This window comes from Aestuariimicrobium sp. G57, from assembly GCF_050110855.1.
Classification (GTDB): domain Bacteria; phylum Actinomycetota; class Actinomycetes; order Propionibacteriales; family Propionibacteriaceae; genus Aestuariimicrobium.
This window is the reverse complement of the sequence record NZ_JBNINW010000003.1, coordinates 66,486-78,530: the sequence shown is the minus strand read 5'-3', so window position 1 is coordinate 78,530 and position 12,045 is coordinate 66,486. Positions and strand designations below refer to the sequence as shown.

Genomic DNA, 12,045 nt, shown 5'->3' with positions numbered 1-12,045 from the left:
TTGCCCCGGTAGAAATACGTCCGATGGAAAGTTCAGGTTACGAACCAGTTCGAAGAATCTTCGACGACCCCTTGACCCCGGGCTGACGGCGGCATAATATACAACCAAATGGTTGTATATCAGCTGGAGCCCCCACCCGAGCGACATGAACCGCTCAGCGACGACGAGATCGACCGGATCTTCCGGGCACTCGCCGACGCGACCCGGCGCGACATCGTGCGCCGCACGCTCAAGGCCCCGGTGTCGGTATCAGCCCTGGCGGCCGAGTACGACATGTCGTTCGCAGCCGTGCAGAAACATGTCGCCGTCCTCGAATCCGCAGGACTGGTGTCGAAGAGCCCGCAGGGCCGCGAGCGACTCGTGAGTGGCAACCCGGGGCGCATCCAGCAGGCGCAACTGCTGCTGGACGAGTTCGAACAACTCTGGCGAGGACGGGTCAATCGGCTGGACGCCCTGCTCGCCGAGGACGACTGACCCATGCCCACACCCACACCACCAACCACCTTCGGAGAGGACACTCCAATGCCCATCACCAGCATCAACAAGGATGCCGAAGCGCTCACACTGACCGTGACCGCCGACTTTGCCGCACCCGTCGCACGGCTGTGGAACGCGTACACCGACCCGCGCCAGCTCGAGCGCTTCTGGGGCCCCGAGAGCTGGCCCGCCACGTTCACCCGCCATGACGTCACCCCGGGTGGCCGGTCGCGCTATGTCATGACCGGCCCCGACGGCGACCAGTCGGCCGGCTACTGGGAATGGCTGCAGGTCGACCCCGGCAGGTCGTTCGAGGTGCGCGACGGCTTCGCCGGTCCTGACGGCGACGCCAACCCCGAGATGCCCAACATGCGCATGGTGTTCGCCTTCGAACCCACCGACCAGGGCTCTCGGCTGACCACCACCACCTGGTTCAACAGCGCCGACGAACTTCAGCAATTGCTCGACATGGGCATGGAGGAGGGCATGAAATCGGCGATGGGCCAGATCGATGATGTGCTGGCCGACCTGCAGGCATTCGCCGCCGAGGCGCCCACGCAACTGCAACGCCTCGGTGACCACCAGGCCCGCACATCGCGCGTCGTCCGCGGCACCCTCGACCAGGTCTGGGCCGCCCACCACGACCCCGCACTGCTCAAGAAGTGGATGCTCGGCCCCGACGGCTGGTCACTGCCGGTTGCCGAGGTCGCCACCGAGGTCGGCCAGACCTACCGCTACGAATGGAAGAACGACGCGTCGGGCGAGCAGTTCGGGTTCACGGGTGAGGCGCTCGAGATCGAGAAGCCCTACCGCAGCGTCACCACCGAGCGGATGATCGGCACCGACGGTCCGAGCACCACCAACGAACTCTCGCTCGTCGCGGTCGACGGCGGCACGCTCGTGACCATCGTCATCACCTACCCCGACACCGAGACCCGCGAGATGATCCTGGGCACCGGCATGGTCGACGGGATGGAGACGGGCTACGCCCGACTCGACCAGGTGCTGGCAGCCTGACCGGCACGACCCTCAGGCATCGCCGTTGACCACCGCGGTGAAGCCGTCGGCCACCGACTGGCACGTGGGCGCCACCTTGGCATCGACCGCACGCATGCGGTCGAGCATGGTGGTGCCCTTGTGGCCCTTGAGGCGCCACCAGTGCTGCATCAGCTCGGGCGAGGCCTCGGGGTGGAACTGCACGCCCCAGGCGCTGCCCACCCGGAACGCCGCATTCGCATACACCTCGGTGCGGGCCAGCTCGACGGCACCGTCCGGCAGCCGCGAGACCGCGTCGTTGTGCGACATTGGCACCGGGCCACCCAGCAGCGCCGCCTGGCCGAGCACCGGGTCGTCCACGGCACCCGGCAGCCATTCGAGGTTGACGGCCCCCTCTTCGGGGCCACGGGGGTCGGCGACCCGCACCTTGCCACCGAGCGCCTCGGCGAGCACCTGGTGGCCCAGACAGATGCCGAGCACCGGCACATCGATGTCGACGAGGTCGGCCATCAGGTCCTTGACCTTGTCGATCCACGGCAGGTCGGCATGGGCGCTCATGCGCCCACCCAGCATGATCAGCCCGTCGCCGACCGCTTCGAGGCCCGGCACATCCTGGCGGTCGAGCGCAATCAGCGAGGTGCGCACACCGCGGGCCAGCCACTGCTCGAAACGGTCGAGCGGCACGTCGGACTCGGGTTGCAGCACCGTGATGCGGGGTTTCTTCGCCATGCGTCGAGCCTAGTGGCAGCGTGGGGGCGCGCGGCGACCGTGACAGGATGGCGACGTGCTCGCCATGATTCGCTGGGCGACCTCGGCACTCGTCGTCTTTCTGACCTTCTTCGCCGTGGTCACGACCCCACACGCCCCCGGCAGCGGGTGGCATGCGTCGGCCTTCGTCAGCGCCGCCGCGCTACTGGCCAGTTTCGCGGCGGGCCTGGCCCGCAAGGTGCCGAGCGGGGTGTGGCTCACCGCCATGCTCGCGAGTTGGTGCTGGTTGACCCTCGTCTCGCCCAACGCGGCATTCATCGCGTTTCCGCTGTATTTCATCGAGTTGTACCTGCTGCGCTCACGCGTGGGCATCGTGGTCGTGGGGCTGACGTTCGCCGCGACCGTGGCGCTGCTCGCGTGGCGCAACGGCGCCTTCAGCGTGGGCATCGTGCTGGGGCCCCTGCTCGGGGCCGGGTTTGCCGTCGTGGCCATGCGCAGCTTCCAGGCGCTGGGGGACGAGGCAGAGCGTCGGCAGGCGCTGCTCGACGAGCTCGAGGGCACTCGGGCCGAACTGCTCGAGGCCGAGCGTCGGGCCGGCCGGCTCGAGGAACGAGAACGCCTCGCCGCCGAGATCCACGACACCCTGGCGCAGGGGTTCACCAGCATCCAGCTGCTGCTCAGCACCGCCCAAAGGGTGTTGCCCACCGATCTGACGGCGGCGGCGGGGCTGGTCGACCAGGCCCGCAGCACGGCGGCCGAAAACCTGACTGAGGCGCGCCAATTGGTGGCCGGCATGGCCCCCACCGACCTGGCCCCCACAGCCCCCGCCCACAGCACCCTGGCCGACGCCCTGCGCCGGTTGGCCGGGAACACCACGGCACGCGGGGGACCGGCCACGACCGTCGACGTCGCTGACGGGATGCCTGCGCTTGATGTGGCCACCCAGGCGGTGCTGGTGCGGGTGGCCCAGTCCGCGGTCGCGAACGTCGTGCAGCATGCGGACGCCGACCAGTTGGTGCTGGCGCTCAGCACGGACGACGACCGCAGCCAGGTCAGCCTGGCGGTCACCGACGACGGGCGCGGCTTCGACGTGGACGCGCCCAGCCCCGGGCAGGGCCGCGGCTTCGGCCTGGGCCTGATGCGCCGACGCGTCGAGCAGGCCGGGGGATCGCTCACGGTCTCGTCCACCCCCGGCGGGGGCACCGCAGTGACGGCCACGCTGCCGGTGTCATCCGCTTGATGGACACCGGCGGCAGGCGTCGCACCACCCCCGAAACCTAGCCTCGATTGAGGTGGGCCGACCGACGGCCCGAAGGAGTGGTGATGGACGTCAAGGCAGGGTCCGGGTTGGCCAGGGTGCTGACCGGCAGAAGGTCGGCATGGGTGGTGCTTGCGCTGTTCCTGGTCGTGGTGGCCGGGCTCAGCATCGGCCTGGGGCGGCTCGACACCGCCCCTCGTGGGGCCAACCTGCCCGCCACGGCCGAATCGAAACTCGCCGCGGACGCACTCAAGCAGTTCCCCGGCAGCGACAGGTCCGCGGTGCTGGTCGTCGCCCACCGCGCCGATGGGGCGCAGCTCAGCCCACAGCAGGTCGGTGAGTTCGCCCGTCTTGCAGCGCAGCTGTCCGGCACCACCAAGCCCGCCGTCATCCCGAGTGAGGACGGCGCGGCCGTCATTGCGCTGGTGCCGGTGCCGGCCAGTGATTCGGCCTCTGACAACCTCGACGAGGTCACCACGCTGCGTGCGGCGATTGCTGCGCAGGCACCGGCCGACCTCACGGTGCTGGTCTCTGGTGGCCCGGCGTTCGGCGCAGACATCGCCGACAGCTTCTCGGGTGCCGACGTGACCCTGCTGCTGGTGACGGTCGGCATTGTCGCGGTGCTGCTGCTGGCCACCTATCGCTCGCCCGTGCTCTGGCTGGTGCCGCTGACTGTGGTCGGGCTCGCCGACCAGGCCGCGACCCAGCTGACCAACGCCCTGTCATTGGCGAGTGGGTGGCATGCCGAGGGCGGCGTCGTCAGCGTGCTCGTGTTCGGTGCGGGCACCAACTATGCGTTGCTGCTGATCAGCCGCTACCGCGAAGAACTTGTCCGCCATGCCGACCACCGCGACGCGCTGCGAGTCGCGTGGCGCGGCAGCCTGGGTGCGATCCTGGCGAGCAACCTGACCGTGGTCATCGGCCTGCTCACCCTGCTGTTCGCCGTGCTGCCCGACACCCGTGGGCTGGGCCTGGCCTCGGCGGCCGGCCTGCTGCTGGCGATGCTGAGCGTCGTGGTCGTGCTGCCCGCAGCGCTGGCCGTCGTCGGACGAGGCGCGTTCTGGCCGTTCATCCCGCGCGCGCTTCAGGGCGCAGGCACCGCAGACGCCGAGGACCGTCCCGGGGTCTGGGGGCGCATCGCCTCGGCCGTCGTCAGCCACCCCGTCCGCTCACTGCTGGGCGGACTGGCGCTGCTGGCGGTGCTGGCATCCGGGCTGTTCGGTGTACGGGTCGGGCTCGACCAGGCCGACCAGTTTCGCCTCAAGGCCGAATCGGTCGACGGGCTGGGCGTGATCGCCCAGCACTACCCGGCGGGTTCGGCCGCACCCATCCAGGTCATCGTGCCGACGGCCGAGCTCGACGCGGTCACCGCCAGCCTGCGTGGCGTGCCCGGGGTGACCAGCGTGACACCCACCCTCACCGACGCCGCCCGCGGCAGGTCGGCACTGCAGGTGGTCGGCCAACCGGCGCCCGGCACCCAGCAGGCGCTCGACCTCGTGCAATCACTGCGCGACGTGCTCGGCGAGGGTGGCCACCCCGATGCCCTCGTGGGCGGGGCCATCGCGCAGGACCTCGACCAGCGTGCCGCCCAGCAACGCGACTTCCTGGTCATCGCACCGCTGGTGCTGCTGGTGAGCCTGGTGGTGCTGTTCGTGCTCACCCGGGCCGTGGTCACACCGGTGCTGCTGCTGGTCGTCAATGTGGTCAGCGCCGCCGCCGCTGTGGGCGCCGGCTGGATGTTGAGCCAGTGGATCATGGGCAGCCCCGCGCTCGCCATCGAGGTGCCCCTGTACGCGTTCATCTTCCTGGTTGCCCTGGGCATCGACTACTCGATCTTCCTCATCGAGCGCATCCGTCACGAGAGCAGCACCCACGGCACCCGTCGTGGCACCATCGAGGCCGTGCGCCACACCGGTGCCGTCATCACGTCGGCGGGCATCGTGCTCGCGGCGGTGTTCGCGGCGCTGGGCGTGCTGCCGCTGGTGGTCATGGGGCAGTTGGGCATCATCGTCTGCGTCGGTGTGCTCGTCGACACGCTGGTCGTGCGCACGGTCATCGTCCCGGCATTGTTCGGGCTGCTCGGCGACCGGATGTGGTGGCCCCGGCGCGCGGCGTGAGGCGTGGGAATACGCTGGCAGCCATGACCCGGGTGCTGATCGTCGACGACCATCCCGTGGTGCGCCAGGGCATGGCCGCGCTGCTGGCCACCGCCCCCGGCGTTGTCGTCGTCGGCGCGGCCGCGACCGTGGACGAGGCATTGCAAGCGGCCCACGACCTGACACCCGATGTGGTGCTCACCGACCTGCGGCTCGGGGTGGGGGAGCAGGACACCGTGGCCCGCGACGGGGTGTGGCTGTGTGAACAGCTGCGCCCGGGCGGTGCCGACGGCGACGGCCCGGCCGTTGTCATCCTCACCACCTATGACCATGACCGCGACATCGTCCGGGCCGTCGAGGCCGGGGCGGCGGGCTACCTGCTCAAGGACGCCGACCCCGAGACCATCATCCGGGCCGTCACCGATGCCGCGGCAGGTCTCGACGTGCTGCCCGACGACCTGGCCCAACGGGTGGTCGACACGATGCGGGCCCCGCGGGTCGAGTTGAGCAGCCGCGAACGGCAGGTGCTGGCCCAGGTCGCGGTCGGGGCTTCGAACCGCGACATTGCCCGCACGCTGTTCATCACCGAGGCGACCGTGAAAACCCACCTCGTCCGGGCGTTCGCCAAGCTCGGTGTCGACTCTCGCACCGCTGCCGCCAACCGGGCACGAGAACTGGGACTCTTGGACTGACCGGTACAGGGGGAGCCATGACAGAGCCGTTCGACCGTTGGCAGCACGAGCTGGTCGAAAGATTGCACCGCGAGCGGCAGCCGTCGCTGTCGGTGGCCGCAGCCCGCGCCGGCGACGTGGTCTGGGCCGCAGCCGTCGGCGATGCCAACCCCCTGGGTGGGCAGCCACTGGTGCCGACGGCGACGACGCGGTACCGGGTCGCCTCGATCACCAAGCCCCAGGTGGCCGTCGCGGTGCTGGCGCTGGTCGAGGCCGGCGAGGTCGACCTGGCCGCCCCCATGCGCACCTGGCTGCCCGATGCCCCCGCCGCCGACGCCAGTGTCGCGCAGTTCCTGTCCCACACGTCGGGTCTGGTCGCCGAACCGGACGGTCCCTGGTGGGAACGTGCCGGCGGCGCCACCTGGGACGACCTCGTCGCAATGCCGCTCGGCCGGCACGAGGGGCGCATCGCCCGCCCCGGGCTCGGGTTCCACTATTCCAACCTGGGCTACGCGGTGCTTGGCCGGCTGCTCGAGGTGGTGCACGAGCGCACCTGGCACGAGGTGTTGCGCGAGGTGGTCTGGACCCCGCTGGGCATGGCGCAGACAGACATCACCGGTGGGGACGACCATGCCGTGGGGGTGGGTGTGCACCCGCTGCGGCAGCTCGTCCACCCCGAACCGGTGCCCCCGTACCTGGCGATGGGGCCGGCGGGTGAGGTGTGGTCGACGCCCAGCGATCTGGCGGTGTTCGGCGCGTTCCTGGCGGGTGCGGGTGACGGTCGCGGCGTGCTGCGCCCCGACACCCTGGCGCTGATGCGCCACCCCGCCGCGCTGGCGCTGGCCGAGGGCTACCCGTGGGACGAGGCCTATGGGCTGGGCCTGCGACTGCAGAACCCTGACGGCCGGGTGCGCGTGCTGCACACCGGGTCGGTGCCGGGGTTCACGGCCCAGCTGGCGCTCGACCCGCGCACCGGTGCAGCGCTGGCCATCTGTGGCAACGCCACCCATCGGCAGACGGGGGTGCAGCAGTGGCTGGATGAGTGGGCGGCCGGGCTGCCGTCGCTCGTCGACGATGCCGCGGCCGGTGACGGCGCACGGCGTCCACTGCCCGAACACCTCGTGGCCATCGGGGGACTCTGGTACCGCGGCACCCAGCCCGTGCACGTCGTCGTGCGCGACGACGAGGTGGTGCTGACCGAGGTTGACGACCCCGACTGGCGCACCATCGTGCGGACCGATGCCCGGGGCAACCTGCTGGGCACGAGCGAGGACTTCGCCTTCGGTGAGCAGTTGCTGGTTGACCCCGACCACCCGGACGATCCGCGCTGGTTCACGCTGGCCCGGTTGCACCATGCACGCCAGCCCTATGACCCCGCCAGTGACGTGCCCGGTGGACTGGGGGATGGTGGTTGGCGGCCCTGGCATTGAGCCGCACCACCAGCAGAAAGTACGACATGGCCCGCCGAGCCGGAGCTCGACGGGCCATGCGCGTCAGGAGTGGTGAACCCGAGCGGGTTCACGCGGGGTGGATCAGAAACCACCGCCGAAGCCGGCGATGCTGGCCACGATCCAGATGATGGTGGTGTTCAGCCAGATCGACGAGGCCGGGGGGTCGACGTGGGTCGTGCCACGTGCGTACCACAGGCGCTGGAAGACTTCACCGAGCAGTGCGCCGACCCAACCGAAGAGCGCACCGATCAGGACGGCGCCGATGGCGGTCAGCCACAGGCCACTGTCCATGGTCTCGAGGCCGGTGTAGAAGGCGTAGCCCTTGCCGGCCTCACCGGCGAGGATCGGGAAGAACAGCACAGCCGCGAGACCGGCGGTGATGGTCACGTGGTGCTGAACCGGCATGTCCCAGCCGAGGATCAGGAACAGGACGATGATGGCTGAGATGCCGAAGACGAAGGTCTGCGCGCTGCCGGCCATGGTCGGGAAGTTGATGGCGAGCATCAGCGAGACACCAGCGGCGAACAGACCGAAGAAGATGCCGATGGCGCTGAACTGGGCCGGGGTCTCCTGGTAGGGCAGCCACTTGTTGTTCTCGTCGGTGTCCCACTTGCCCATGAAGCCACCCTTGGCCTTGGGGGCGGTACGCAGCTTCTCGGTGTTGAAGATCGAGGCCTTGCCCGCAGCCGAGGTGCCGAACAGCAGGCGGTGGGTGAGGGCCGACAGCAGCACGGTCAGGGCGACCGAGTCGGTGTGGCTGCCGAACCACGGGATCTTCGAGAGGCCGATCTGCACGAGGTAGCCCAGGATACCGAAGGCCGAGCCGACGAGAAGCACGTCGACCTTGCCCAGGCCGGCCAGCGGGCTGGTGGCGTCCTTGCCGGTGGGGATGTACCGCTTGTGTGCCGCATAGGCGGCAGCGGCCGCACCGGCAGCGAACGTGATGTGGGGGCCCATGAACGGGCCGAAGGCAACGTAGTTGAAGGCAATGGCAGGGTCGATGCCAAGGGCGTCACCCACGGGGGTGACCGAGATGCCCCAGGCAAAGAGCACGCAGAAGCCGGTGAGCGCGAAGGCGAAGTTACCGCCGATGGCTGCACCGACGAATCCTCCTGCGGCCGCAAGCAGCAGGCCCAACAGGAAGATGCCAAGTGAAGCAGTGAACATCCTTGTTCCCATTCAAGACGGGCGCACGCGGCGCCGCTGTGGAAATCAGGCCCACAGCACAGTGGACCTGACCGAGGGGACGGGGGCCCCTTCGCTCCGAAAACTAACATGCCCGTCGATCAAATCACCAGAGGGGTGGGTTAATGAACATCCGTGTCTTGCCTTGTCGCGGGCCATTTGCACAGATGTCAGCCAGACCGCGGTAGCGCACGCACATGCGTGCGCCACGTGGACGAATGCGGCCATGTGGTGCTGGGCATGCTCATTCATCACCCCCGGTGTGACGTTGGTCATAGGCTGGTGACATGGCGACAGCGACAGTCAAGGACGAGGGGCACAACCGCGGCGGGGTCTACTCCCAGAAGGGCAAGGAGTTCAACCGCGACACGAACTACATCACCACCCGGATCGTGGCCGACCCGCGCCCCGGCGAGGACGAGTACCCGGTCGAGCCCGGCCGCTACCGCCTCGTCGCGGCACGCGCGTGCCCGTGGGCGAACCGGACGATCATCTCGCGTCGACTGCTCGGCCTCGAGGATGTGATCTCGCTCGGGCTGCCCGGGCCGACCCATGACGCCGACTCCTGGACATTCGACCTGGACGAGGGTGGTCTCGACCCGGTGCTGGGTATCCACCAGCTCAAGCAGGCCTACGAGCAACGCTTCCCCGGCTACCCACGCGGCATCACGGTGCCGGCCATCGTCGAGGAGTCCACGGGTGAGGTGGTCACCAACGACTTCGCCCAGATCACGCTGGACTTCGCCACGCAGTGGCACGAGCACCACCGCGAGGGTGCGCCCGACCTGTGGCCCGAACACCTGCGTGACGAGATGGCCCCGGTGATGAAGCGGATCTACACCGAGGTCAACAACGGGGTCTACCGGTGCGGGTTCGCCGGCAGCCAGGAGGCCTACAACGCCGCCTACGACCGGCTCTGGACCGCGCTGGACTGGCTCGAGGAACTGCTCGCGGACCGTCGCTACCTGATGGGTGAGCACATCACCGAGGCCGACATTCGGCTGTTCACCACACTGGCGCGCTTCGACCCGGTCTACCACGGCCACTTCAAATGCAATCGCACCAAGCTCAGCGAGATGCCGGTGCTGTGGGCCTATGCCCGTGACCTGTTCCAGACCCCCGGGTTCGGCGACACCATCGACTTCGAGCAGATCAAGCAGCACTACTACGTGGTTCACGCCGACATCAACCCGAGCCAGATCGTGCCCCTGGGCCCCGACCTGGCCAACTGGCTGACCCCGCATGGCCGTGAGGCGCTCGGCGATGACCCGTGGAACCGGGCTGCCGGCGGCACGGCCCCCGGGCCGGTGCGACCCGACGAGGTGCCGCCACACACGATCCTGCCGCTGCGCCAGTAGTTCCGGGGTGGAGCAGCCCGGGTCAGGCGCGCACGCCCGGCAGGGGCCCGAACAGCACCCCGGGCTCGTCGAGCAGCACCTGCTCGATCCGTTCGGTGAACTCCACCCGCATGGGCGGCAGGGCGTCGACATCGAACCAGGCCGCGGCGACGGACTCGTCATCGGCCGCGGTCGGCTCGCCGCCCGTCCAGTGCATGCGGAACGTGTGGTTGACGTATTCGCTCTGGTCACCGTTCGGGTAGGTGATCATCGGGTAGGTCTTCACCCAGACCAGCCGCTCGATGCGGGCGTCCACGGCAGCCTCTTCGAGAACCTCGCGCACTGCCACCTCGTGCACCTGTTCGCCGGGTTCGACGATGCCGCACACAGGCGTCCATTCACCGGTGTCGGACCGTTGCACCAGCAGCACCCGTGTGCGGCCATCGTTCTCACGCAGCACGACTGCGGTGATGCCCATCAGGAACAACGGCGCGTGACCGATCGAGGCACGCAGGTCGAGGATGAATTGCGGTGTCGGCATGAGGACTGTCTAGCATGCCGCTCACCGGTGCAGCGCCGCGCCGTCCCAGGCGTACATCGTGCGCACCACCAGCGGCGAGGTGTTCTGCTGGGCGAAGGCCACGCGGTACGTGCGCACGGCACCGGGCGCCAGCAGGTCGCGCTCGGTGGCGGGTGCCGGGATCCCTGCACCCGGGTCGAAGAACCGCACGGCGTCGACCCCGCCGCTGGTGGCGTCGTGGCCCACGGTGCCCAGGTCGATGGGCGCGGACGACGAGTTCTGCAGCGTCACCGTCACCTGGACGTGGCGCACGCCGGGGGGTGCGTCAGCCGAGGACGACGGGGTGAATCGGACGGGTGCGGTGACGTTGACCTTCAACCCGCTCGGGAACTGGAACGGCTGGCCGAACCGGGCACCGCCGATCGGCACGCCATCGCCCGTGGTGCCGGTTGCCGAGGCCGTCACCACGGCCGACTTGTTGGTGGCGGGGCGGGTGGCGCCCACCGTGGGGCGGGTGGTTGCCGGCGGGTTCGCCGCCGAGGTCTGGGGCGACGAGGTCTCGGGCTCGGCCGATGCGGGTGCCGAGGGCGCCGCGCCCGTCGTGGCGACCGCGCCGCTACCGGTGCCGACTGGCTGCCCGGTGAGGGCGTCGTCCCTGGTGCAGGCAGCAAGTGGCACGAGCAGCACCGTGGCGACGCCCACCGCGGTCGCGTGCCGCCACGACCACGGCCAGCCGGCCGGTCGCTGCACTGGTGCCATCTCGCCTCCCGGGACGTCTCGTGGCTTCCAGTGTGGCACGGGCACTTGGGCGACCCGGCAAGAATGGGGCCATGGTTACGATCACGCATGCAGCCGAACCGATCCAGATTGCCGATGGACTGCCGAAGGTGGGTGAGCAGGCCCCGGCCTTTGACCTTGCCACGACCGGCGGGCGCCTGACCCCTGCCAACTTCGCCGGCAGGCGCCAGATCCTGAACATCTTCCCCAACATCGAGACGTCGATCTGCCAGATGAGCGTGCGTCACTTCAACGAGGTCGCGAACTCGCTCGACAACGCGGTGGTGCTGTGCGTGAGCAATGACGAACTGGCCACCATGCAGGGGTTCTGCGGCGCTGAAGGCCTCGACAATGTCGTGGTCGGCTCGGCACTGGGCACGAGCTTCGGCGACGACTACGGTGTCACGGTGCTCACCGGCAAGCTCGTGGGTCGGCTGGCCCGCGCGGTGGTCGTGCTCGATGTCGACGGCACGGTGCTGCACAGCGAACTGCTGCCCGAGATCAAGCAGGAACCCGACTACGACGCCGCCCTCGCGGTGCTCTGACCCGATTTCCGGGCGGGGGGCTCG

At 69.4% G+C, this 12,045-nt stretch carries 12 protein-coding genes; 8 read left to right on the top strand and 4 right to left on the bottom strand.

Annotated elements, in window-relative coordinates:
• The first annotated feature begins 108 nt into the window (after positions 1–108).
• Positions 109–474, top strand: a complete 366-nt coding sequence (locus ACQCX5_RS07320; protein WP_434541376.1) for an ArsR/SmtB family transcription factor — start codon at positions 109–111, stop codon at positions 472–474.
• 48 nt (positions 475–522) lie between these two features.
• Entirely contained in the window at positions 523–1,494 is a 972-nt protein-coding gene (locus ACQCX5_RS07315; protein ID WP_434541375.1) for an SRPBCC family protein, read from the top strand.
• Between the two features lie 12 nt (positions 1,495–1,506).
• On the opposite strand, the gene ACQCX5_RS07310 is transcribed toward ACQCX5_RS07315, so the two are convergent.
• On the bottom strand, positions 1,507–2,202 hold the full coding sequence (locus ACQCX5_RS07310; RefSeq protein ID WP_434541374.1) for a type 1 glutamine amidotransferase: 696 nt from the start codon (positions 2,200–2,202) through the stop codon (positions 1,507–1,509).
• A gap of 64 nt (positions 2,203–2,266) precedes the next feature.
• Here ACQCX5_RS07310 and ACQCX5_RS07305 point away from each other — a divergent pair, with 64 nt between their 5' ends.
• The 4 genes from ACQCX5_RS07305 (at position 2,267) to ACQCX5_RS07290 (ending at position 7,636) form a co-directional block, all read left to right on the top strand.
• Positions 2,267–3,421 (top strand): sensor histidine kinase, encoded by a 1,155-nt coding sequence (locus ACQCX5_RS07305; RefSeq protein ID WP_434541888.1) that lies wholly within the window; start codon positions 2,267–2,269, stop codon positions 3,419–3,421.
• Between the two features lie 83 nt (positions 3,422–3,504).
• Entirely contained in the window at positions 3,505–5,556 is a 2,052-nt protein-coding gene (locus tag ACQCX5_RS07300) for an MMPL family transporter (RefSeq protein ID WP_434541373.1), read from the top strand.
• Between the two features lie 23 nt (positions 5,557–5,579).
• The gene (locus tag ACQCX5_RS07295) at positions 5,580–6,227 is read left to right on the top strand and encodes a response regulator (RefSeq protein WP_434541372.1); all 648 of its coding nucleotides are present in this window, start codon (positions 5,580–5,582) and stop codon (positions 6,225–6,227) included.
• A gap of 17 nt (positions 6,228–6,244) precedes the next feature.
• Positions 6,245–7,636: a serine hydrolase domain-containing protein gene (locus ACQCX5_RS07290; RefSeq protein ID WP_434541371.1), complete on the top strand. Its 1,392-nt coding sequence runs from the start codon at positions 6,245–6,247 to the stop codon at positions 7,634–7,636.
• Between the two features lie 102 nt (positions 7,637–7,738).
• On the opposite strand, the gene ACQCX5_RS07285 is transcribed toward ACQCX5_RS07290, so the two are convergent.
• Complete coding sequence (locus ACQCX5_RS07285; RefSeq protein ID WP_434541370.1) at positions 7,739–8,824, bottom strand: hypothetical protein; 1,086 nt, start codon at positions 8,822–8,824, stop codon at positions 7,739–7,741.
• 305 nt (positions 8,825–9,129) lie between these two features.
• Between ACQCX5_RS07285 and ACQCX5_RS07280 the strand changes: the two genes are divergently transcribed.
• Positions 9,130–10,200, top strand: a complete 1,071-nt coding sequence (locus ACQCX5_RS07280; protein WP_434541369.1) for a glutathione S-transferase family protein — start codon at positions 9,130–9,132, stop codon at positions 10,198–10,200.
• Positions 10,201–10,222: 22 nt separating this feature from the next.
• Here ACQCX5_RS07280 and ACQCX5_RS07275 read toward each other — a convergent pair whose 3' ends face one another.
• A complete protein-coding gene (locus ACQCX5_RS07275) occupies positions 10,223–10,720 on the bottom strand; it encodes an NUDIX hydrolase (protein ID WP_434541368.1) in 498 nt (165 codons plus the stop codon).
• Between the two features lie 21 nt (positions 10,721–10,741).
• Complete coding sequence (locus ACQCX5_RS07270; RefSeq protein ID WP_434541367.1) at positions 10,742–11,458, bottom strand: hypothetical protein; 717 nt, start codon at positions 11,456–11,458, stop codon at positions 10,742–10,744.
• Positions 11,459–11,529: 71 nt separating this feature from the next.
• On the opposite strand from ACQCX5_RS07270, the gene tpx reads away from it, so the two are divergent.
• Positions 11,530–12,021: a thiol peroxidase gene (tpx, locus tag ACQCX5_RS07265; protein ID WP_434541366.1), complete on the top strand. Its 492-nt coding sequence runs from the start codon at positions 11,530–11,532 to the stop codon at positions 12,019–12,021.
• Positions 12,022–12,045 lie beyond the last annotated feature (24 nt).